Origin of the sequence: Paenibacillus tyrphae (assembly GCF_024158745.1) — a bacterium.
Classification (GTDB): domain Bacteria; phylum Bacillota; class Bacilli; order Paenibacillales; family NBRC-103111; genus Paenibacillus_G; species Paenibacillus_G tyrfis_A.
The window spans coordinates 124586-147649 of the sequence record NZ_JAMZAW010000003.1; the positions used below are offsets into that span (position 1 = coordinate 124586).

Below are 23064 nucleotides of genomic sequence, written 5' to 3' on the forward strand. Positions count from 1 at the left end.
GCAACACCTCGGCCCTATTGTACCACATTCTTTAGGCGAAAAGCTCGGCAAGCGACTTTCCTCTTTTTGTTTCGTCAAAGTAATGAGCGAGCACTGCACGCTCGGGAACGACATAGCGGATGCGCCCTTTGTCGTCCAGCACGTAAACCAAATGATACCGGTCGCGCATAAACAACCGGACCACCTCGGTCACTTTACGGTTACCCGGCACCACGATCGGTCCCGCAAGCTCTCCTCCTCCATCTCTTATCTCCTTGAATTGTGCTTCGCGATGCACCAAAAAACGCATGAAACGGTAAGGCGCGCTGCGCCATTCGTACCAATTGGAATATAGCAAAAACAGTCCGATCATCAGCCAATTGAGCTGAATGCCGCCTTTTTCGGAGAAAAGGTGCACACCGGCGGCGCTGATCAGCAGCGCGCTTAGCAGCAGGCTGACCCCGGCTGTCACCTGTATCGTACGTTGATAAGGAAGCCACAGCCCGACCAGCACCTGCATAACCTTGCCTCCGTCCAACGGCAGCACCGGAAGGAGATTGAACAAGGCGATCAGCAGATTCGCCTGTACGAAATAGGAGCCCCACGGCTCGGAAAACAGACCGACCGCAGTCAAAAACGAGCCGATGCCCATCATCCAGACGTTCTGTAGCGGACCGGCCAGAGCGACGACAAGCTCCTGAACGGCGGGAACGCCGCCGGGCTCCTCCATCGAGGCGACGCCTCCGAAGGGCAGCAACTGCACTTCCCTGATCCGCCAGCCGAAGCTCCGGGCAGTCGCAACGTGTCCGAGCTCGTGAATGAGAACGATTCCGAACAGCGTTGCCGTTTCGATAAAATATCCGGTCCATACGGATAGCAGCAGCAGGATCGAAAACAGCGGATGAAACCGGTAGCGGATGCCAAACCATTCATTCCACGGCCTGCCTCTCCCTGGTCTAATCAAATGAAATCACGTCCATCGGATTGACAGGCTTACCGTTCTTCGAAACGGCAAAAAAGAGCGTTCCCGCTCCCTGCCCCCCTGCGGGCTCCGCTACCGTACCAATCGACTCGCCTCCTTTGAACCAATCACCCGTCTGCACCTTTCCCGGCTCCAAATGCCCGTATATGGACTCCATACCGTCCGCATGCCGAAGCACCACGGCGAATCCGATATCTTCTTTCGGACCGGCAAACGTGACCAGCCCCGTATCGATGGTCGCCACGGGCGAGCCCGCCGCCGCTTCCACAAGAACCCCGCCCTGCACCGGCGTAAACGGAGCAATGAGCTTTCCGGCGACGGGCGAAAAGTAGTGTTTTGATACAATAGCGACCTTCTGCGCTTCCGTGTGCTTCGCAGGGTTCATCGCCGGAAGAAACGACGGTGCGCTGCCAAATTTGCTCTCGTACCATGAGGCAAGCGCAACCATATCGAACGACTCGGTTAAAGCGGCAGTCACCCACTGTTTGCCCTTATTGGCCCAAGGACGGTCGAGAAGAAACATGCCCCATACGGCAGCAAACAGCATCCCGCTAATCAACAGCCGGACCGCAAGCCGCCCGGTACGGGGGCCCGGACGAAAAAACGATCCTCCGTCGTCCTCCCGGCTCATGCGGGACAGTTCCCGCTGCCATTTGCGGTTCCATTCCTCCTCCGGATCGGCAGGACCATACAAGTCCGGCCTTAGCGGCCCCTCTTGCCGGGAATAAGGTCCGGGCAATCCGCGTGGGTCGTCGGATCGGAACCGCCACTCGTTCTCTATCCCCAAGCTATCCCGGTCCCAGCCCCATTCGCGAATCTCTCCTCTGGACGGAAATTCGATGTGCACATATTCCGTGTCTCTGTCTGGCCGGCGGCCTTTGCCTTCCAGCAGCTTGCGTATTTTTTCGGACCGGCGTTCCCGGACGTTTTTTCTCGTTTCCATCCCCCTGCCCCTCCCGCATTCAAGCTATACTCCATCCTATGAGCTTGTACCCGCAAATATACGGACAAGGAGTGGAACGCATGGATTCGGTGCCGCTGCAAGGTTTACACAAAAAAGCACCCTTCTGCAGGGTGCTTCACTTGGCTTCACTTCGTAATAATCTTTGTTCACTCGTCCTCAAGGAGCTTGTCATCGTGCAGCCGCACGCTCATGACAAGTCCCATCGCAATCATGTTGATCAGCAGCGAGGTTCCCCCATAGCTGATGAACGGCAGCGTTATACCGGTTACGGGCATAATACCGATCCACATGCTGATGTTTTCGAAAATTTGGAAAACCATCATAGAGACAATACCGATAATAATGTAGGTACCGGCGAGGTGGTTGCAATAAATCGAGATGAGAATCATGCGGTAAATCAATACAAAGTACAACAGCAGCAAAACGGAAGCTCCGACAAAACCGAACTCTTCGCCGACAACCACGAATATCGCATCCGTGTAGACGACGGGAATCCGATTGCTGTGGACGGAAGATCCGTTCAAATACCCTTCCCCGATCAGCGAGCCTGAGCCGATGGCGCGGATGGCATTGTCCACCTGCCACTTGTCGTCCTTGCTGGCCGTTTCCGGACTAATAAACGTATTGATGCGGTCCATCCAGTGAGTCGGCCATTTTTGGGCCTGGAAGAACTGCTGAATATCCGTATGATAATGCTGAAACAAATATAGAAACAAATAGGCGGCCCCGGCGATAACCAGTGCCCCAATCAGCAAATAGCTCAGCCTCATGTTGCCGATCCAGTACATTCCGCACAAGATGACAACCAAAATCATCGCGTTCCCAAGGTCCGGCTGGACTGCGACCAGAACAACGGGAAAGAACGTAATCAAGCCGATAGGAACGACATCCTGAAGCAGTTCAAGCGGTTCCCCTTTGCGCCTGGCCATGAACATTGCCAATGTTAGAATCAAAATAATTTTGAATAACTCCACGGGCTGAAAGTCCAGCTTGACGACCGGAAGGGAAAACCAGCCTCTCGCCCCGCCGATCTTTTCGCCGAACAGCAGCACGGCAATGAGAAGGAGCACGCCGAATCCGTATAAATAAAAGGAAACTTTGGTCAGTATCCTGTAGTCGATCAAGGTCGTAACCAAAAAAGCAATAATAGATACGATGTAAATAATGATTATTTTTTTCGGTTCAAACGTAATGACTCTTGAATTCAGCGTCGCGCTGTACACGAGCATCGTGCTGATGACCATGAAGGCGAGAAGTATGACTACGATGGGCACATCGATTTTTTTCAGCTTGTGCAGCACCTGACGTTCATCCTATTCCGAGAAACTTTTTCATTTTATTGAATACCCCGGTTTTCTCTTCCATGGGCATCAGCGGCACCGAATCGCCAAGCATCCGCCGTGCGATATTGCGGTAGGCGATCGCTGCGCGCGAATTCGGATTCATCACGGTAGGCTCTCCGATATTCGCCGCTTTAATGACATACTCGTCATCCGGAACGATGCCAAGCAGATCGATGGCAAGGACGGAGCAAATCTCGTCGATATCGAGCATCTCGCCTTTTTTGACCATGTTCGGACGAATACGGTTGATCACGAGCTTCGGCGACTCGACGTTCGGCTCTTTTTCCAAAAGACCGATGATGCGGTCGGCATCCCGTACGGCGGCGTTTTCGGGCGTTGTGACGACGATCGCCTTGTCGGCTCCCGCTACCGCATTCTTGAAGCCCTGCTCAATTCCCGCCGGACAATCGATAATCACAAAGTCGAAATCGCGCTTGAGCTCAACGACAATTTGCCGAACCGCTTCCGGCGAAATCGCGTGCTTGTCTTTCGTCTGGGCGGCCGGCAGCATGTACAGCTCGTCGAAGCGCTTATCCTTCACAAGCGCTTGTGGCAGTCGGCACCGTCCTTCGGCGACATCGATCAAGTCGTATATAATGCGGTTTTCAAGGCCCATTACGACGTCCAAGTTGCGGAGACCGATGTCCGTATCAACCATGACGACCTTTTTCCCCTGCAGCGCCAAAGCCGTTCCGATATTCGCGGACGTCGTCGTTTTGCCGACGCCCCCTTTGCCGGACGTGATAACGATTGCCTCTCCCATAGGTCCCACTCCTTTACCATCAAGCGTGTACATTCAAGCCGAACTTGTGCAAATGATGGATTTTGTCGATTTCCATTTTGCCGTCCTTCACGTAGGCGAATTCCATATACGTATCGAAACCGTCGCCAAGACCCCATTCGTCGGGAGGACGGCTGATAATTCCCGCGATGCGAAGCTGCGTCGGCCTCATGTGCGAAGCAGCAATAACGGACTTTTCGTCTCCGTCAACCCCCGCATGCGCCATGCCGCGAAGCGAGCCCATCACATATATGCTGCCCGAGCTAATAATAGCTCCGCCCGGGTTAATGTCCCCTAAATATAAAATGTCGCCCTCGTGCGAAAACGTCTGCCCCGATCGGACGATTCCCCGAACGATTTTCACGTCCGGAGTCCCTTGCGGCGCTCGCTCGTGCGAAGGATCTGCCGTCTGCACGGATTGGACAAGCAGGTTGCCCTTTTGACTGATAATACTGCGCACCAGCTCCCGCTGCTCCTCGGTCACCGCCCGGTTGCCGAGCTTGACGTGCACATGAATGATCGGGCCGGTTAAAATTTGCTGGTGCGTTTTCTCCAGCTTGTGTCTCAGCTCGGCGACCACGTCGGAAAACTCGCACGCGTCATCGAGCAAAAACACCAGCCCGTCCTTCACACCTTTGATCGTCACATGATGTTTAGCTGCCGCCATAACCGCTCCTACCTCCTAAGCCTATACAATTCGGCTTGGCGCGGGCGTTCTCCTGCTGCCTTGCGTTAAAAATTATTCCATTTCCTCCGTCTGCTTCACCGGAAGACTCTCGAAAAGCTTGCGGATCGGCACGTAAATGGCAAGCGCAAACAACAGGTTGATCAGCATGCTCGGCAGCATCTGATGAAGGAATACCCACTCAAAGTTCGTATGCGTGACACGAAACAACCGGAACAAGCCGTAGATCGCCGTATCGTAAAACAAATTGCCGAGCCCGATCACGACCATGCTGATCACGATGCTCGAATAAATGCGGCCTTGCAACATGCCGGCCAAATAGCCGGCAAGACCCATCCCGAACGATACCGGCCCGAGCATGGGCGAATGATAGATGAAGTCATGCAGCATACCGAATATAAGGCCGTAAACAAGCGCCGTATGCCGGTTGATATATAATCCGATAAATAAGACGATAACAAGTACAAAATGCGGGTCCACCTGAACCTTCGATTGCCAGGCAACGGGAACGAGCCACGGAAGAAGCGTTCCTTCGAGCAGAAACAAAACGGAGAGAATCAACCATAACTTTTTATGACTCATGGCTCACCTCAACCTTCCGGCACTTCGATGACAAATACTTCGCGAAGATGGTTGAAGGAAGCAAACGGTTCGATGGCAGCGACATGGGTGACAGAGTCGCCCTCGTACCGTTCCACCACTTTGCCGATTTCAATACCGCGCGGGAAGACAAGCCCTTTACCGGCCGTAATGATCGTGTCCCCAACCTGAAGCTTGTCATTAGGATCAATCTTCGTCATGATCAGCTTTTGCTTGTCGGGATCGAAGCGTTCGATCATGCCGAACGACTCGTTTTCTTTTCCTTTTACGGTTGCCGATATCGCCTTGGATTCTACTGCCTTGTCGTCAATTCCCGTAAGGAGCTGGACATCGGAATAAAAATTGGAAACCGAAATAACGCGGCCGAGCAAGCCTTCAACCGATTGAACGGCCATGTTCGGGCGGATGCCGTCTTTTTCTCCCAAATTGATCGTAATCGTCTTGTTCGATTGCTGGAACGTCACCACTTCGGCAATCCGGAAGTTGTACTTGTTCATCGACTTTTGCCGCTCCGTGAATCCGACCGCTGCCTGCAGCCGCTCGTTCTGCAGCTCCAAGTCGTTCAGGCGCGTCGTATCGCGGGCGTATCTGGACAACGTTTCCCGCAGCACCGTATTTTCTTCATGAAGCGTGCGCAGCCGGTTCACATCTTCGAAAACGCCGGCGACAAAGCCGACCGGCTTATAAATCAATCCCTGTGTCCATGCGACGGTATCCTTTATAAACTTCTCCGGCCAAGTTTTATAGCCCAATTGACCGAAGGTCAGCCCCATCAGCGCAATAAAACAGATGAGGCCGAGCATCAAGATCAGCAGTCTTTTATTCCCCAGTAGTTTCAATGGCTACACCTTCCAACCCGAGACTTAGCGCCTGGACCTGCTAGTAGGGCCGGTTCTCGTCTTGAACAAATGAATGTTCTCCAGCGCGCGCCCGGTGCCGATAGCCACGCAATCCAAAGGATTCTCGGCGACCAGGACCGGCATGCCGGTTTCACGGGACAGCAGCTTATCCAGATTGCGGAGCAAACCACCGCCACCGGTCAGTACAATGCCGCGGTCCATAATGTCGGCCGCCAGCTCCGGCGGGCATTTCTCAAGCGTAACCTTGACGGCTTCCACGATGCTGTTCACCGTGTCGCCAAGCGCTTCGGTAATTTCGTCGGACGTCACGGCCATCGTTTTGGGCAGGCCGGATACGAGATCGCGGCCGCGGATTTCAAGACGGGTCGGCGGCTCCAATGGAAGTGCCGAACCGATCTCCATCTTGATCTGTTCCGCCGTGCGCTCGCCGATCATCAAATTGTATGTGCGTTTAATATATTGGATGATCGCTTCATCCATCTCGTCGCCGGCCACGCGGATCGAACGGCTGGTGACGATGCCGCCGAGGGAAATGACGGCGACTTCGGTCGTCCCCCCGCCGATATCCACCACCATGCTGCCGGTCGGCTCCCATACCGGAAGATCGGCTCCGATGGCCGCGGCGAACGGCTCTTCGATCGTGTATGCATCGCGGGCGCCGGCTTGGCGCGTCGCATCTTCTACCGCGCGCTTCTCCACTGCGGTAATTCCCGAGGGAACGCACACCATGACGCTTGGGTGACGTTGGAACAAAACGCGCTGCTTCTGCGCTTGACGGAGGAAATATTTGATCATCGTCGACGTGGTCTCGAAATCGGCAATGACGCCGTCCTTCATCGGGCGGATCGCGCGGATATTGCCCGGCGTTCTGCCGATCATCTTCTTTGCGTCGTTACCTACGGCCTCGATCGTTTTCGTATCCGTGCGAATCGCGACGACAGACGGCTCGCGCACGACGATGCCTTTGCCTTTGACGTAAACTAATGTATTTGCGGTTCCCAGGTCGATACCCAGATCTTTTGTGAATCCTCCGAACATGGTTGGTGCTCCCTTCTCTATTTGAGGCGCTGATCACGCGGAATGGTTTGTTTGATGCGGCTTACGAGGAGCTGCCGCATTGCTGCGGCAACGCATTTGCGGCCTGACGGCCAAGGCTCGTCTGATCTCGAACCTCCTGCCGTCCGGCCCGTTTCTTTCATTATATTACATGAATCCAAGCTCCTTCAAACTTACGTAGCGCTTGTCGCCGATGACGATATGATCCAGCACGTCAATCCCGACAATTTCGCCAGCTTGGACTAATCGCTTGGTAATTTCCACGTCCTCCGGACTCGGCGTAGGGTCGCCGCTCGGATGATTATGGGCGCATACGATCGAAGCGCTGCTGCGCTTGATGGCGGCCCGGAACACTTCGCGGGGATGTACGATGGAGGCGTTCAAGCTGCCCATCGACAAGGTTTCCTGCCCGATGACGTGATTTTTCGTATTTAAGAACAGGCACACAAAATGCTCTTTCTGCAAATAGCGCAAATCCTCCATCAGCAGCGCAGCGACATCCTGCGGCGAGCGAATCGTAACCGTTTCGTTCATCGTGCTTCGCGCCAGCCTTCTCCCGAGCTCGATGCCCGCTTGAATCTGCAGCGCTTTGGCTTCGCCGATGCCTTTGATTTCGGTAAGCTGCTCCATGCTCATGTCCGTCAGCATGCGGAGACCGCCGCATTCGAGAAGCAGTCTCTGGGCAACGTGAACGGCCGATTCCTGGTATGTACCGGTGCGGAGTAAAATGGCCAACAGTTCCGCATTGCTCAGTGCTTGTGCCCCATACAACATCATGCGCTCTCTCGGTCGGTCTTCGCTGGGGACATCGCGCAAGGTCATATTGGGCGATTCCATGCATTCCCTTCTTTCTATGAGATGTCCGAGTTCTCATTATAGCATGATGTTTTGTCAAATGACAGCGACCGACAATACGCGACGAATACCGGACTGATGCACGCAGGCCAAGCGGTAAAACCTATATATCTCTTCGGGAGCCGGAGTCGATTTCAGTCCCTGGACCCGTTGGGAAATGATGGTCGGGACAAAGATCGGGAGGCGCGAAAAGCGCCGGATGAAGGGCGCCTTTCTTGGAGAAGTTTTAGAAGCTTCCGGTTCTACAGCACCCGGATCCCGTGGGCCGCCAACATCTCGGACAACAGGTACATAGGCAAACCGACTACGGTAAAATAATCGCCGTCAATGTTTTGAATCAAGGTGGAGCCCAAGCCTTGGATGCCGTAAGCCCCCGCTTTATCCATCGGCTCCCCCGTTCGGATGTAATTCCGAATTTGCTCGTCCGAGAGCGGCTTCATGCCGACTTTGGTCACGCTGTGCCCGACGGTCATGCGGCAGCTTCCCGTAAGACGATCGACCGATTTTGCATAAACTGCCCCCGGGAGCCGGGTAACCGAAACTTCCGTGCCTCTGGCTTCGCCGTTCGCGGCGCTGTCCGTTCTCAGCTCGATGCAGGCTATCCCGCTGTATACTTCGTGTTCCGTGCCTTGAAGCGCGCTAAGCATCCGAAAGGCGTCCTCTTCGTCCTGAGGCTTGCCGAGCACTTCGCCATGCCATACGACAATGGTATCCGACCCGATAACGATACCGTCCTCCGGCATGGAATCGTCCGCCTTCAAACGCGAAAGTACGGCCAGCGCCTTGCGCCTGGATAGCTCTTCCACGATTTGCGAAGGCGTCAGGCCGGCGTCCGTCGTTTCGTCCGCATCGCTAGCCTGGACGACGAAAGGCAGCTGAAGGAAACGGATAAGCTCCTGGCGGCGCGGAGAAGATGAAGCCAGTATCAAGGTTTTGGATGTCGTGAGCGTCATAAACCGGTCCCTCGTTTCGAATTTTGTAAAGTGGGTCTTTGCCGTCTCCGTCCGATTCGCCTAAAGTTTGCGGTACAGCCAAAAGCCGGCCGCCAGCCCGACGATGCTGATCAGATTCAGCCGAATATGCAGATTCAGATCGTACCGGATGACCAACAAATCGGCTTTGGGCTGCCAGGTCAGCTCTACGGATTTGGTCAGAAAGGACAAGGCCGTATACGGCGAAAGCAGTTGGCCGATGAGCGTTCCGGCGACGAGCCCGAGCAGCAGCATGAGGATGAACGTGAGCGTATTCTTTTTCAAAATATAGGATACCTCTTTCATAAAAAATGCAATCGGCCGCTTCGAAAATGCCACACGTCATTATACCATAACTCGCGAAATAACAAGCGGACTTTTAGTTAACAAAGGACTTCTTCGCGTAGGAATATTTTACCGCTTACCTGATGCAAGAAATACCAATACAATAAAAACCGGATCAAGGAAGGAGTGGACCGGAAGATGCGAAAGCCATGGATGCGGGCCGCTTTGCTTGCGTTCGCCCTTCTGGTGCTGCCGGGGCATGCCTCGGCTGCGAAAATTGTCGTCGATGCGGGACATGGGGGAGCCGATTCCGGGGCCATCGGGGTGAATGGCCTGCAGGAGAAAACGGTGAACCTGGACATTGCCCGCCGGCTGCGGGACCTGCTTGTCCAGCGAGGCTATGAGGTGGTCATGTCCCGGGATACCGACGATTTTATTTCGCTTAAGGGACGCGTCGACTTCACCAATGGACAGCAGCCCGATCTGTTCGTCTCCGTTCATGCGAATTCGTATTTTAATGCGGACGCACGCGGGGCCATGGTGCTTTATTATGACGACGCCTATCCTCAGAGCAGCTACCCTGCCAGCGAAGAGATGAAGGCGCTCACACCCGAGAGCCGCAAGCTGGCACAGCAGGTGCTGGATGCCTTCGTCCAAACGACGGGGCTGGACAACAAAGGGCTCGTTCCCAGTGCGGTATATGTCGTGCGGATGGGAACCGTTCCGAGCATTCTCGTAGAGACGGCGTTTCTCTCGAACGCAGCGGATGCAGAGCTGCTAGCCAGCGAGTCGATGCGCCAGACGATGGCGCTCGGCATTGTCCGTGGCATTGAATCGTACATATCGCCGCAAAACAGCGTGTTCCCCGATCTTCGGGGACACTGGGCTCAGGACGCCGTCCTGCGGCTAAAAGCGCAAGGCGTGGTTGAAGGCACCGGCGGGCGGTTCGAGCCCGGCCGGATGCTGACGAGAGCGGAGTGGGCGACGCTGCTCGGGCGGGTGTTCGACCTGCCGGCGGCGAAGCCGGCAGGGAGCGCCTGCGCCGGTGACGGCACGGTCACCGGCGGGGTTTACGGCGACGGTGGCGGGAGCTGCGGAGCCGCCGGGGCCGGGGCCGGCGCGGGCGCGTATCGAGACGCGAGCGCGGGGTATTGGGCCTTCGCCGCCCTCGACCGGGCGGTGAAGGCCGGCGTGCTGGAGGGCTACCCCGACGGCACGCTGCGGCCCGACCGGCCCGTGACCCGGGCGGAGGCGGCGGCGATGTTTCAGCGGCTGGCGAAGGCGCCGCAGGTTCCGGGTACGCAGCAGCCGTTCCGGGACGTGAAGGCGGACTTCTGGGCCGCGGGTGCCATTGCCGGCCTGAAGCGGGCCGGCTGGATCGACGGCGTCACGGCGGAGCGCTTTGAGCCGGAGCGGCTGATCACGCGCGCGGAAGCCGCCGCGCTGGTTGACCGCTACATGGCGGATCCCGCAACGCCGAAAAAAACTGCCCCTGAACCGCCATCACCCGGCCGGACCTCAATCGGCAAGTAAGCAAATCCTTTATACCCACGGAAAGAGCCGTCCGAATGAACCGAAAGCGGTCCGGACGGCTCTTTCCGTGCGCCCCGTCGGCGGATGTCCGCCTGTGGGTTAAGGAAGTGCAACCGCTTGGAGCAGCTCCTTCTCCGCCACGACGTACTGCATTGCAGCCGTTTGCGCCTGCCACAGGAAGGCTTGGGACGGGTTCTTCTTGTATTCCTCAAGCGACGCCAAAGCCATATTCAAGGAATTGTTCATTTTGGGCAGCGACTTCTTCCCGGCTTCGCCCAGACCGTCGCTGACGGCTGCAGCCGTCTGGGACCAGCTTTGATGCGTCGTCTTGATCGATTGAAGCGCCTTGTCGTCAAGCGCTTCCGGCTTGGCGTCGGCCGCATGGGTGATCGCTTGTGCGGCGACGAGCTTCACAAGCTTATCCCCTTGCGCTATATAATTGGAAAACACATCCGCTTGCTTGCCGTTCCATTTGACTTTTGTCACCGCCGGCAAATCGAGTGTTTTGACAATCACCTCGATGTTTTTTTGTTGATAGGCTTGCGACAGCCCCAGGGCTTCGTCCCGGGTTCCGGCCATTCCTACATAGACCGGGTGCTTGTCTCCCCCATCTACTGCTCCTGCCAGCCCTTTTTTGCGAAAATCCGCAGCCGCGGCCTCCGCTCCCTGCGCGCTGCTGAATACCCCGCCTTGCAGAACGGCATACGATTTCGCCGGGATCTGCACCGCTACGCCGATAGCCGAACCGCTCGCCGGGGCTGCCGAATCCGCAGCGCCCAATTTACCGGCCGTCTCTCCTGTAGAAGCCGCCCCGCCGGCCACGGCTCCCTTCGTCCCTTGCTGGGCTGTCGTCGTGCCTCCCGGAGACGTTGTTTTGCCGGAGTCCGTGCCGCCCGAAAACATCGACAAGACCAAAAAGCCGAACGCAACGCCCGTTACAACCGCACCGGCGACGGAAGCGGTAATACGAATCCAAGAGCCGTTGCCCGGCGTTCTCCTGAAATAGGCCGATTCCTCCTGTGTATAAGGCCGGTGCGTCCGCTCCATGCCGTCGGTCAGATCAGGCCGCTCGACGTAACCCGTTTCCGGATCGAACGATCGCCCGCCGCCCGTTTCGCGGATCAATTGTTCCACGCGGTGCGTCTCGGTCTCAAAGGAGCTCTGCCAACCGCCGAAATCGGTCGTATATTCGTTAAGCGCAGGCCCGGTCCACATCGGTCCTCTTCTTTTTCCGGTCTCTACCGGCAGCTTGTCCGACTCTTCACGGCTTTCGTCAGACCGCTGCTCCACGACGGTATATTCTTCCGATCGAAGGGGGATGACCTGCGGCCCGCTCCCCGTATCCTGCCGTTCTTGCCTCTGCCCGTCCTTGTGGAAACGAAACGTCATCTTGGTCTTGTTCATTGCGCCAGCTCTCCCTTGTCCCATATTCGTATTACTAGACTATGAGAATCGGTCCGCAAATAGAACCGCAGTCAACGCAACAGCCAATGGATAAACGTCACTGCGGTTCCACGAAAAAAAACCTCCGGCTTCGCCGCTCAAAAGAACGGCGTTCCGGAGGTTTCTCGTTTTGTACTGCTAAGCCAAGCGTTTCGTCAATGCCTCGGCAAGACCGGCCGCCGCTTTCCATATGTCTCCTGCGCCCATCGTAATCACCAAATCTCCGGGACGCACCGACTTCAGCAAATAGGTCTGCACCTGCTCCTTGGTCGGGACGTAACGCACGTTGGCGTTGCTGTTCTGACGAATCAGCTCGACGAGCTTCGCGGAATCGATACCTTCGATCTGCTTCTCGCCCGCCGGCGAATAGATGTCGGTAATGATTACTTCGTCCGCCTCGGGAAACGCGCGGCTGAACTGCTCGAACAAAAAGTATGTCCGCGTGTACCGCTGAGGCTGAAATACGGCGACAATCCGTTTGCCGGTCGCTTTGGCCGCTTGGATCGTCGCTTCGATTTCGGTCGGATGATGCGCGTAGTCGTCGATCACCAGAATATCGTTGACTTCTCCGAGCACCTGGAAACGCCGCTTGGCCCCCCGAAACTCGGTAATCGCTTCCGCGATCCGGTCGAAGGACAACCCCGCTTCCATGCAAGTAATCAGCGTAGCAAGCGCATTGTAGACGTTATGCTTGCCCGGTACGGACAGATGAATCGTTCCGAGCGCCTCGTCGCCGCGCATGACATCGAAGGATACTTTACGGTCGCCAAGAACGATGTTCCGAGCCGTAAAATCCGCTTCCGCTTCGATCGCATACGTGAGGACCTCGCTATTCACGCTGGAGATCATCTCTTTCAAGTATTGGTCGTCCAAGCAAACGACGGCCTTGCCGTCCTCTTTCACCTGGCTCAAAAACTGCGCATAGGCTTTTTTCAAATTTTCAAAATTGCCGTCGTAGTTTTCCAGATGATCGGCTTCAATATTATTCACCAAGGCAATGGCAGGTTGGTACTGCAAAAACGAACCGTCGCTCTCGTCCGCTTCCGCGACGACCCAATCGCCTTTACCGGCCTTGGCGTTGCTTCCTACGTTCATAATTTCCCCGCCGATGATGAAGGTCGGGTCCGAACCGCAGCGCTCAAGTACGAGCGCAATCATCGACGACGTGGTCGTCTTTCCGTGTGCGCCCGCAACCGCGATGCCTTTTTTGGCGTTCATCAGTTTCGCCAGCATTTGCGAACGGTGCAGCATCGGAATGTTCAATTCCTCTGCCGCCACCATTTCGACATTATCCTTGGCCAAAGCCGTGGAATATACGACGACGTCCGCGCCTTTCACATTTTGCGCCTCGTGCCCGATGAACACTTGCGCCCCTTTGGCCGCAAGTTTCTCCGTCAGCTCCTGCTGCGCCAAATCGGATCCCGAAACTTGGTAGCCCATTTCCAGCATTACCTTGGCAATCGCACTCATGCCGTACCCGCCGATGCCGATAAAATGGATATGCTCCGATGTATTCACGCCTGCGTTCACCAGCCTTTTTCAGAATCGGATTGATGCTTGATCCAGGAACGGACGTCCCCTATTAGATATAACGTGCCGGAGACGACAGCCAGGTCGTCCTGTGCCGTCAAGCGTTTAAGCCGCTCCAGCCCCGTCTTCCAATCGGGTTCCACGATCACTTCCACGTCGTGCCTCCCGCACTCCGCCAGAAGCGATTTGGCCAGTCCGGCCAGATCTTCGGCAGCGGCCTTTTTCAGCCAATTCGGCTCGGTTAGGATAAGCGTATCCACTATTGGTAGTATATGCCTCAAATAGCCTGTATGATTCTTGTTCGTCAGCATTCCCATCATAAAATGGAGCCTATTATACGAATACGTTTCCTTCAGCGCAGCGGCAAGCGACTCCGCTCCCTCGGGGTTGTGCGCGCCGTCGATCAAAATGCGCGGCTCCTGCGATACCATCTCCAGCCGCCCCGGCCACTGCGCCGCTTTCATGGCGCGAAGCAAGTCCTCGTCTTCCACGATCAGCGCATAATATTGCCGCAGCACCTCAAGCGTCATTAGCGCCACCGCCGCGTTTTTCAACTGGTGCGGGCCGTTCATGGAGATGGCAACGTCCGGAATGTGCCGGAATGTGCCGGTAAACCGAAACGTCTGCTCGTTTTCCTTGGTCGAGATCGTTTCGTAACGGAACTCCCGGTCCAGCAAATAAAGCGTGCTGTTTTTGGCCTTCGCCGCTTCCTCGACGACCCGGACGACCTCCGGCTGCTCCACGGCGCTGACGACCGGGACGCCCGCCTTAATAATAGCGGCCTTCTCGGCCGCGATTTTCTCCAGCGTATCGCCGAGAAACTCCATATGGTCATGGCCGATATTCGTAATGACGGAGACAAGCGGCGTCACGATATTCGTCGAATCCAACCGTCCGCCGAGCCCCGTTTCCCAGACGACGAAGTCGGGATAAGCGGTGCGGGCAAAATATTCGATCGCGACCACGGTCGAGATCTCGAACATCGACGGCTGCCCGAACTCCTCCGCAACCTGATCGACGAGCGGCTTGATTTTATTGATCACCTTCAGCAGATCTTCGTCCGGGATATTGACCCCGTTGAGACGAATGCGCTCGTTATAGCTTTCAATGTAAGGAGAAGTAAACGTCCCGACGTCGTAGCCGCATGTGCGGATCACTTCGGTCAAATAGGCGCAAACCGATCCCTTGCCGTTCGTACCGGCGACATGAATAAATTTGAGACGCCGGTGAGGATGGTCGAGCAGCTCCATTAGCCGCTCCATCCGCTCCAGCCCCGGCTTAATTCCCGCCAGAGGAATAAACCGGATAACCCAGTCGATCGCTTCCCGGGCCGTCCGGAACGGCCCTTCGTTAACGCTTAGCTGTGCTTCGCTCATGATGGCTCATCCTCTCAGTTCGACCAGCCGGGCCGACACTTTATCCCGTTTGTCCGCATAATCGGCGAGCTTGGCTTTCTCCTCGTCGATGACTTTGGCCGGCGCTTTGGCAACGAAGCCTTGGTTGGCCAGCTTCTTCTCGATCCGGTCCACTTCGCCGTGCAGCGTAGTAAGCTCTTTTTCCAGACGCGCTATTTCCTGGGCAATGTCGATCAGCCCCGCAAGCGGCAAGAACAGCTCCACCCCGGTCACGATACCCGTCATCGCTTTGTCCGGCGTTGCGAGCCCAAGCTCGATGGAGAGCGCGGACGTGTTGCAGAAACGCTGCACGTATTCTTCGTTGCGCTTCAGAATAGCCAGCGCCTCTTCGCCGGCCGGCTTCACGAGCAGCTCGACCTTTTTGCTCATCGGCACGTTCACTTCTGCACGAATATTGCGCACTGTCCGGATGATGTCCATCAGCAGCTCCATCTCGCGCACCGCGTCCGCCGCTTCAAAACGCGTCTCAAACGTCGGCCACGCCGCGAGCGTAATCGTCTCGCCTTCATGAGGCAGATGCTGCCAAATTTCCTCGCTAATAAACGGCATGAACGGGTGAATCAAGCGCTGCGTGCGGTCCAGCACGTAGGCCAGAACCGATTTCGTCGTTTTCTTCGCCGCTTCGTCACTGCCGTACAAGGACAGCTTGCTGAATTCGATATACCAGTCGCACAGATCGTCCCAAATGAAATTGTAAAGCAAACGTCCGGTTTCGCCGAATTCATACGCATCGATCAGTCGGGTCACTTCGCGGACGGTTTCGTTCAAGCGGTGCAAAATCCAACGGTCGGCCGTACCGAGCTCGCCGCTCAGATCGATATCCGACGCTTTGAAATCACCCAGATTCATCAGGACGAAGCGCGAAGCGTTCCAAATTTTATTGGCAAAGTTGCGCGCCTGCTCGACTTTTTCCCAGCGGAAGCGGAGATCCTGTCCCGGCGTGGAGCCGGTGGAAATCATAAAGCGCATGGCGTCGGCGCCGTACTTTTCGATCACTTCAAGCGGATCGACGCCGTTGCCGAGCGACTTGGACATTTTGCGTCCTTCCGCGTCGCGGACGAGCCCGTGAATCAGCACGTCTTTGAACGGAATTTGATCCGTATATTCGAGCCCGCTGAAAATCATCCGCGCCACCCAGAAATAAATAATATCGTAGCCCGTCACGAGCAGATCGGTCGGGTAATAACGCTTCAGATCTTCCGTCTGCTCCGGCCAGCCGAGCGTAGAGAACGGCCACAGCGCGGAGCTGAACCAGGTGTCCAGCACGTCGTTATCCTGAGTCAGATGCGTGCCGCCGCAATGCGGACATACGGAAGCATCCTCGCGGGAGACGGTCATTTCGCCGCAATCGCCGCAGTACCAGGCCGGAATGCGGTGGCCCCACCACAGCTGGCGGGAAATGCACCAGTCGCGAATGTTTTCGATCCAATGCAAATAAATTTTTTCGAAGCGGTCCGGTACGAAGTTGGCGCCTTGGCCCGACTTCTGCGCTTCAATCGCGCGCTCGGCGAGCGGCTTCATTTTAACGAACCACTGCGTGGACAAGTACGGCTCCACGACGGCGCCGCTGCGCTCGCTGTGGCCGACCTGATGCACGTGTTCCTCGATTTTGATCAGCACGCCGAGCTCCTTCATGTCCGCCACAATCTGCTTGCGGCAGTCGAAGCGGTCCATGCCCTGATACTTGCCGGCATTTTCGTTCATTTTGCCGGATTCGTCCATCACAAGCACCTGCGGAAGATCGTGGCGTCTGCCTACCTCGAAATCGTTCGGGTCGTGCGCCGGAGTAATTTTCACCGCGCCGCTGCCGAAATCCTTCTCGACATATTCGTCGCCAACGATCGGAATTTCGCGGCCGATGATCGGAAGCACAAGCGTTTTGCCGATCAGGTGCTTGTAGCGCTCATCCTCCGGATGCACCGCGACGGCCGTATCCCCGAGCATCGTTTCCGGACGGGTGGTTGCCACGACGATGAATTCATCGCTGTCCTTCACCGGATATTTCAAATGATACAGCGCGCCCTGCACCTCTTTGTATTCGACTTCAATGTCGGAAAGCGCCGTGCGGGCGGCCGGGTCCCAGTTGATGATATATTTGCCGCGGTAAATCAGCCCTTTTTCGTACAAGCGAACGAATACTTCGCGCACCGCCTTGGACAGCCCTTCGTCCAGCGTGAACCGTTCGCGGGAATAGTCGAGCGAGAAGCCCATTTTGGCCCACTGCTCGCGGATTGTTTCGGCGTAATGCTCCTTCCATTCCCACACCTTTTCCAGAAACTTCTCACGGCCGAGATCGTACCGCGTCACGCCTTCCTCGCGGAGCTTCTGCTCCACCTTGGTCTGCGTTGCGATGCCCGCATGATCGGAGCCGGGAAGCCACAGGGCGTCATATCCCTGCATCCGCTTGGTCCGCGCCATAATATCCTGAAGCGTAAAATCGAGCGCATGGCCGATATGCAGCATTCCGGTAACGTTCGGAGGCGGAATAACCATCGTATACGGCTTCGCATCCTGACGCTGCCCCGCTTTAAAGTATTGTCCTTTGAGCCAGTAATCGTACCACTTTTGCTCGGCTTCCTTCGGATCGTAGGTTGTCGGCATAGCCGTTTCCGGCGCCGCTTGTTTGGTTTCTTCCATCACTGCAACCTCCAAGTGCACATAATTGTGGGTTTGTTTTGAGTGTTCAGCCTTACAGTACCATCGGAGAAATATCACCTGCAGGAGCGCAGCGATCTTCTTTAAATCCGGCTTACCCGGTGCGACAGAGACCGGAGAGATGTTTCTATGCCGGAGAAGTGGCGACAAACAAATAAAAGCCTTCCGCCGCAAAGGACGAAAGGCTCTCGCTTCCGTGGTACCACCTTTATTCCGCCCGTGCTCCGAGAAGCTGAGGCTTCCCTTCGTCCGTGCGGCACTCGAACAGATAACGGCTGTGACCGGCCGAATCTAGAGCTTCCGCTTTCAATTCGACAACTCCGGGGCGACTTCGACAGGTACATCCTGCGGAACCTTCCAGCTCTTGCCGGCTCCGCTCTCTGAAGGGTTCGCTGTCTACTATTCCCTTTCCGCGTTTTTGCTTGCATCTATGCGTACTATGATAAACAATAGTCAGGACAGAGTCAATACAAGTATAACCAAAAACCCCCCCGGTCAAGCCTGTTTTGGCTCGGCCGAGGGAATTTTTGTAAAAACGGCTTCATTTCGGGATATACACGATCTGCCCTTCGGATACTTCATTATCTCCGAGGCGGTTATAAAGCGCGATTTCGCGAGGGTTCAGATCGTAGCGCTTAGCGATGGACTCCAGTGTCTCTTCCTTTTGCACGATGCACAGCCGGAGCCTTTTGAACCCCTGCTCTTCGCCTTTGGAAGTGAGCAGAAGGTTTTTCCATTCCACCTTCTCCGCTATGGACTCCGATTCTTCCCCAAACGTTTCTTCCGGGTCGCGCTTTTCCTTTTGGGAAGACCCAGGGTTAAACAAGTTGGACAGTCCGAACGATTTGTAAAGCGGTGCGGGCGCTGTAGACGGCTCGGGCGTTTTTTTGCTGCCCATGCCTACCTTCAGATCTTTATCCGGCGCCGCAGTCGGGTTAAGATCACCGAAGGATTGGGCGGTCGGAGCTTCTGGCTTTTTTTGCGCTTCCTGCGGCTTGAAAGTCTCCGGACCTTTTGCCGCCTCCTTCACAGACAGCGGAGCCGGATTTACATTCGGCACAGGCTGCGGCACATTCTGCTGGGCTGCCTGGAACATGTTCGGCGTAGGCTGCGGCACGTTCTGCTGGGCCGCTTGGAACATTTTCGGCGTAGGCTGCGGCACGTTCTGCTGGGCCGCTTGAAACACATTCGGCGTAGGCTGCGGCACGTTCTGCTGGGCCGCTTGAAACACATTCGGCGCAGGCTGCGGCACGTTCTGCTGGGCCGCTTGAAACACATTCGGTGCAGGCTGCGGTACGCTCTGCTGGGCCGCTTGGAACGCGTTCGGCGCAGGCTGCGGTACGTTCTGCTGGGCCGCTTGAAACGCGTTCGGCGCAGGCTGCGGTACGCTCTGTGCCTGCGGCCCCGTTGGCAGCTTGCTCGTCGGTCCCACCTTCTCGCTTCGCAGTTCCCAAGATTCCGTTTCATCCGGAGCTTGGTCCGCCGAATCGAAAAAGCTGGAAACGTCCCCGAACGGCTCATCCGCCGCTTCCGCAAGAGTAACCGTATGCGGGGCGCGGGCTTCGTGAACGAACACCACTTCGTTTTCCGTTTCCCGCCAAGCCTCCTGATCCGCCTCCGACACAAGCTCCAGACCGGCAAGCGACAGCACTCCCGTAATGTTCAAGCTGCGGGATGACAGCAGATCGACGTCAAAATTTTCGATTTCGACGGCGATATCCTCCATCCGTTGAACGCGGTTCATCGGCAGCGTAATCTCTACCGGTATCAGATGCTCCAACGTCTGATCGCTGCGGCCCAGCTCATCGATAAAGGTCCCGGTCAAAAACAGATTGCCGCGAAGCAGGGCTTGGTCCCCTTGCGGAATGACCTGAATATGGGGAACAAGCTCCACCCCCTCCAAGTCTTGAATGCCGATCGCCCCTTCGGACAAATGCACGCGCTCGTAAATGTCGAAGCGTAATCCGTTATGCTGCGTCGTCAATGTAAATCCTCCCTCCGTAATTCCTGCCTTTTCCACAGAATCCCGCATCGGCTCCGGCGAGTTCGAAATTCTGATATAACCATAAAAAGAAAGATGGCCCTATGCCTTCGTCTCTACAATTTATATGGCTTCAGGAGGAGGAGCATGACTACTATTTTTTCAATCGCTCATTCAACGCAGCAAAGTCCGGGGGCCACGGGGACTGCACTTCGATGCTTTCGCCGCTCCACGGATGGGGAAACGTCAGCCGCTCGCCGTGCAGCGCCTGTCTATCCATGCCCTCGTTTCGTCCGCCGTACAGCGTGTCGCCGATCAGCGGATGACCCAGATGGCTTAGATGAACGCGAATCTGATGCGTCCGTCCGGTTTCGAGCCGGAGCCGCACAAGCGTCGCGGAACGATAAGACTCCACGACCTCGTAATGGGTAACGGCCCGCTCGCCCCCGGGAGAAACGCGCCGGCGTGTCGCGTGATGCCGGTCCCTGCCGATGGGCGCATCCACACGGCCGCGGTTCGGAGAGAGGCGCCCGTGTACCAGGGCCACATAGGTCCGCTCTATCTTTTTTTCCCGCATCGCTTCGTCCAATCGGACCTGCGCCCATGGACCCTTGGCCATCAGCACCGGACCGGTCGTATCTTCGTCAAGCCGGTGAATGTGCCGGGGCCGGCACGACTGTCCCGTCGACTCCAGATGCCAGCCGACCGCATGGAGCAACGTTCCGCCCTCCGATTCCCCGGTCGGATGCACTTTCATCCCGGCCGGCTTATCCGCCACGAGACAAAAGTCGTCTTCGAACAATACTTCTATCCCCGTCCATTCCGGCATATATTGCAGCGATTCCTCGGGGAACAGCCGCAGCAAAATGCGGCGTCCCTGGATTTCGACGCCCGAGACATTCCAAAGCTTCTTCAGCGTTCGTTCGTCGATCGCATCCGGCAGTAACGCCTTTACTTCCTCCAAAGTCGAAGGCTCGGCGCTCGCCGTCCATTCCAACCACTGGCCTTTGCGGCGCCATGCGGTCATGGCAGCCGCCTCTTGGATTGGCCCGCTTCGGATGCCGCCCGTTTCTTCCGGCGTCCCCATTGCAGCCATGCTGTCAGAACGATTCCTGCAAACAAAATGAAAAACACGCCCGCCACAACGATCAATTCGAGCGTGGTACCGAATAGGCTGTACCGATTTAACATGAGCGCTTCCTCCAAATGTATAGTTTATGGTCATTCTATCAATCCTTCACAGCGAACGCAAAGCGGTTACAATGCCAATTCCGCCGGATCTTACAATCTAGCGAAAGTTGTTAAATCTTCTTTTCGTATGATAGAATAGCATAGGAAAAAAGTAAAAAAAATCGACACGAAATGCCTTAATTTATGCATGGGAGAGGTTAAAACATTGAGCAGGGCTCTGCAAGCGATACGACAATGGAGTGGTTGGAAAAAGGCGCTTTTTTATTTCACGGTGTTGACTTTTTTAACGTCCAGCTTTTTATTTCTGACCCCGCCGGGAGGCCAGATCAGGGAGTGGCTCGCGGAAACGGTCATTACGACGCAGCACCGGAGCTGGGCATGGATTTTCGTCGGCGCGGAGCAGCGTGATTTGATGGTCAAGCGATTGCAGGACTTCAACGAAGAAGCCGCGCGCGAGAAGCAAGACAGCAGCTTGATTAAAATTCGCAATCATCAGGGTAAAGCCCGTTCGATCGATGAACTGATTAAGGTCGAAGATATTTCAGGGAAATTTTGGCAAGGCAAGAAGATGTACGTCTATGATCCCAAGACAATCCGTGTCATGACACCTCCGAAATCCGGGGAAGGCGAGAGAATCACCTCCATGGTAAAGCGGACAGGGGCGGTGGCCGGCGTCAATGGCGGCGGCTTCGACGATCCGGAAGGTCTCGGAAACGGATTTGCGGCGTTCGGCGCCATTATCTCCGGCGGCGAGGTCATTTATACGGATCAGGACGGCAGCATTCCGCAGCACATCGTCGGCTTTACGAAGGAAGGGATTCTCGTTGTCGGAAAATACAATATTTTCGAGCTGCGCGAGATGGGCATCTCGGACGCCGTCTCATTCCACCCGCGTCTGATCGCCAACGGCAAGCCGCTGATCACAAGTGGCGACGGCGGCTGGGGCCGCGGACCGCGAACGGCTGTCGGACAAAAAGCGGACGGCACCGTCATATTCATCGTCATCGACGGACGGCAGGCGCACAGTGTAGGCGCTACGCTCAAGGAAGTGCAGGACCTTCTGTTGGAAGAAGGCTGCGTCAATGCAGGCAACCTGGACGGAGGCGCTTCGTCCGAACTCGTTGTCGACGGGGAACTGCTTACCAAGCCATCGAGCCGCTACGGCGAGCGCAGATTGCCCAACGCGTTCCTGGTCTACGACGATCCGACATCGGTTAAAGCGGACCGCGTCTGGGACGGCATCGACAAAATCGATGCGGGCGGCTCTTACGACCACCCCGACTTCCTGCGCGAGCAGGCCGAAAAGCGGGCCAAGCAGCAGCAAAACCCGACACCGGCTACCAAGACGGATACGGATAAGACGAAGACGGAAACCGATAAAACAAAGACAAAAACCGATACAAAACCGGAAACAAACAAGCCGGCTACGAATAAACCGGAAACGAACGATACGAGTAAGACGGGTACGGAGAAAGGCGAAAACGCGAAATCCGGCGGCAATGCAACCAAAGAGCCGGGTACCGAAAAGCCTGGTGTTCCCGGCACGGGAAATAATTCCGGTTCGGGTACAGGAACGGCAGATCACGGCAAGCCGGACGGCGGCCAGGGCAATACGCCGCCGACGGGCACGGGCAGTGGGTCGGTAACACCGAACGGCGGCACTTCCGGCCAAGGAGGAACCGGCAGCGGAGCTGCCGGCTCCGGTTCTTCCCAAGGCAGCGGTACGGCAGGAGGAGGCGGGAACGGTTCTACGGGAACCGCTCCGAACTCCTCCGCCGGAGCCTCGGCCCCAGGAACTGGAAGCGGCACACCACCCAAGACGACCGAGACGACTGCACCGCCCACAACGCCGACGCCACCCCCTCAGCAAAATCAAACGCAAGCGTCAGGTCAATCAGCCTCGGGTACAACTGTACCGCCAGCCAAAACACCATGATCGTTTACATACATCTGTA

At 56.2% G+C, this 23064-nt stretch carries 20 protein-coding genes and 1 other annotated feature; of the genes, 2 read left to right on the forward strand and 18 right to left on the reverse strand.

What is annotated here, in order from left to right; all coding sequences use genetic code 11:
• Nucleotides 1–31: 31 nt before the first annotated feature.
• From NI000_RS05770 to NI000_RS05820, 11 genes are all read right to left on the reverse strand, one after another.
• On the reverse strand, nt 32–940 hold the full coding sequence (locus NI000_RS05770) for a site-2 protease family protein (RefSeq protein WP_375540949.1): 909 nt from the start codon (nt 938–940) through the stop codon (nt 32–34).
• Nucleotides 936–1904: a M23 family metallopeptidase gene (locus tag NI000_RS05775; RefSeq protein ID WP_253408604.1), complete on the reverse strand. Its 969-nt coding sequence runs from the start codon at nt 1902–1904 to the stop codon at nt 936–938. The genes NI000_RS05770 and NI000_RS05775 overlap by 5 nt, the downstream gene beginning before the upstream one ends.
• 167 nt (nt 1905–2071) lie before the next feature.
• A complete protein-coding gene (locus tag NI000_RS05780; protein WP_253408606.1) occupies nt 2072–3226 on the reverse strand; it encodes an FtsW/RodA/SpoVE family cell cycle protein in 1155 nt (384 codons plus the stop codon).
• 7 nt (nt 3227–3233) lie between these two features.
• Nucleotides 3234–4031: a septum site-determining protein MinD gene (minD, locus tag NI000_RS05785; RefSeq protein ID WP_025849627.1), complete on the reverse strand. Its 798-nt coding sequence runs from the start codon at nt 4029–4031 to the stop codon at nt 3234–3236.
• Nucleotides 4032–4050: 19 nt separating this feature from the next.
• Nucleotides 4051–4716: a septum site-determining protein MinC gene (gene minC, locus NI000_RS05790; protein ID WP_253408608.1), complete on the reverse strand. Its 666-nt coding sequence runs from the start codon at nt 4714–4716 to the stop codon at nt 4051–4053.
• A 72-nt stretch (nt 4717–4788) separates the two neighbouring features.
• Nucleotides 4789–5316 (reverse strand): rod shape-determining protein MreD, encoded by a 528-nt coding sequence (gene mreD, locus NI000_RS05795; protein WP_253408610.1) that lies wholly within the window; start codon nt 5314–5316, stop codon nt 4789–4791.
• 8 nt (nt 5317–5324) lie between these two features.
• Nucleotides 5325–6173, reverse strand: coding sequence for a rod shape-determining protein MreC (mreC, locus tag NI000_RS05800; RefSeq protein ID WP_253408612.1), 849 nt, complete (start codon nt 6171–6173; stop codon nt 5325–5327).
• Between the two features lie 24 nt (nt 6174–6197).
• On the reverse strand, nt 6198–7232 hold the full coding sequence (locus NI000_RS05805) for a rod shape-determining protein (RefSeq protein ID WP_054975025.1): 1035 nt from the start codon (nt 7230–7232) through the stop codon (nt 6198–6200).
• A 165-nt stretch (nt 7233–7397) separates the two neighbouring features.
• A complete protein-coding gene (gene radC, locus NI000_RS05810; protein WP_025849632.1) occupies nt 7398–8087 on the reverse strand; it encodes a RadC family protein in 690 nt (229 codons plus the stop codon).
• A gap of 260 nt (nt 8088–8347) precedes the next feature.
• Nucleotides 8348–9058 (reverse strand): Maf family protein, encoded by a 711-nt coding sequence (locus tag NI000_RS05815; protein WP_253408613.1) that lies wholly within the window; start codon nt 9056–9058, stop codon nt 8348–8350.
• Nucleotides 9059–9118: 60 nt separating this feature from the next.
• Nucleotides 9119–9382: a DUF4321 domain-containing protein gene (locus NI000_RS05820; RefSeq protein ID WP_375540944.1), complete on the reverse strand. Its 264-nt coding sequence runs from the start codon at nt 9380–9382 to the stop codon at nt 9119–9121.
• Between the two features lie 177 nt (nt 9383–9559).
• Between NI000_RS05820 and NI000_RS05825 the strand changes: the two genes are divergently transcribed.
• Nucleotides 9560–10894 carry an N-acetylmuramoyl-L-alanine amidase gene (locus tag NI000_RS05825; RefSeq protein WP_253408616.1) on the forward strand — a complete coding sequence of 445 codons (1335 nt, stop codon included), beginning with the start codon at nt 9560–9562 and terminating at the stop codon, nt 10892–10894.
• 99 nt (nt 10895–10993) lie between these two features.
• Here NI000_RS05825 and NI000_RS05830 read toward each other — a convergent pair whose 3' ends face one another.
• The 7 genes from NI000_RS05830 to NI000_RS05860 all read right to left on the reverse strand — a co-directional run bounded on the left by NI000_RS05830 (nt 10994) and on the right by NI000_RS05860 (nt 21109).
• Nucleotides 10994–12298, reverse strand: coding sequence for a hypothetical protein (locus NI000_RS05830; RefSeq protein ID WP_253408618.1), 1305 nt, complete (start codon nt 12296–12298; stop codon nt 10994–10996).
• A gap of 177 nt (nt 12299–12475) precedes the next feature.
• Complete coding sequence (gene murC, locus NI000_RS05835; protein WP_253408620.1) at nt 12476–13855, reverse strand: UDP-N-acetylmuramate--L-alanine ligase; 1380 nt, start codon at nt 13853–13855, stop codon at nt 12476–12478.
• 8 nt (nt 13856–13863) lie between these two features.
• The gene (locus NI000_RS05840; RefSeq protein WP_253408622.1) at nt 13864–15243 is read right to left on the reverse strand and encodes a bifunctional folylpolyglutamate synthase/dihydrofolate synthase; all 1380 of its coding nucleotides are present in this window, start codon (nt 15241–15243) and stop codon (nt 13864–13866) included.
• Between the two features lie 6 nt (nt 15244–15249).
• A complete protein-coding gene (locus tag NI000_RS05845; RefSeq protein WP_253408624.1) occupies nt 15250–17919 on the reverse strand; it encodes a valine--tRNA ligase in 2670 nt (889 codons plus the stop codon).
• 188 nt (nt 17920–18107) lie between these two features.
• Nucleotides 18108–18359: a binding site (T-box leader), on the reverse strand.
• Between the two features lie 119 nt (nt 18360–18478).
• Nucleotides 18479–19957: a LysM peptidoglycan-binding domain-containing protein gene (locus tag NI000_RS05850; RefSeq protein ID WP_253408626.1), complete on the reverse strand. Its 1479-nt coding sequence runs from the start codon at nt 19955–19957 to the stop codon at nt 18479–18481.
• Between the two features lie 115 nt (nt 19958–20072).
• A complete protein-coding gene (locus tag NI000_RS05855; RefSeq protein ID WP_253408628.1) occupies nt 20073–20945 on the reverse strand; it encodes an RluA family pseudouridine synthase in 873 nt (290 codons plus the stop codon).
• Nucleotides 20942–21109 carry a hypothetical protein gene (locus NI000_RS05860; RefSeq protein WP_253408630.1) on the reverse strand — a complete coding sequence of 56 codons (168 nt, stop codon included), beginning with the start codon at nt 21107–21109 and terminating at the stop codon, nt 20942–20944. Before NI000_RS05860 ends, NI000_RS05855 begins: the two co-directional genes overlap by 4 nt.
• A gap of 271 nt (nt 21110–21380) precedes the next feature.
• On the opposite strand from NI000_RS05860, the gene NI000_RS05865 reads away from it, so the two are divergent.
• Complete coding sequence (locus NI000_RS05865) at nt 21381–23045, forward strand: phosphodiester glycosidase family protein (protein ID WP_253408632.1); 1665 nt, start codon at nt 21381–21383, stop codon at nt 23043–23045.
• Nucleotides 23046–23064 lie beyond the last annotated feature (19 nt).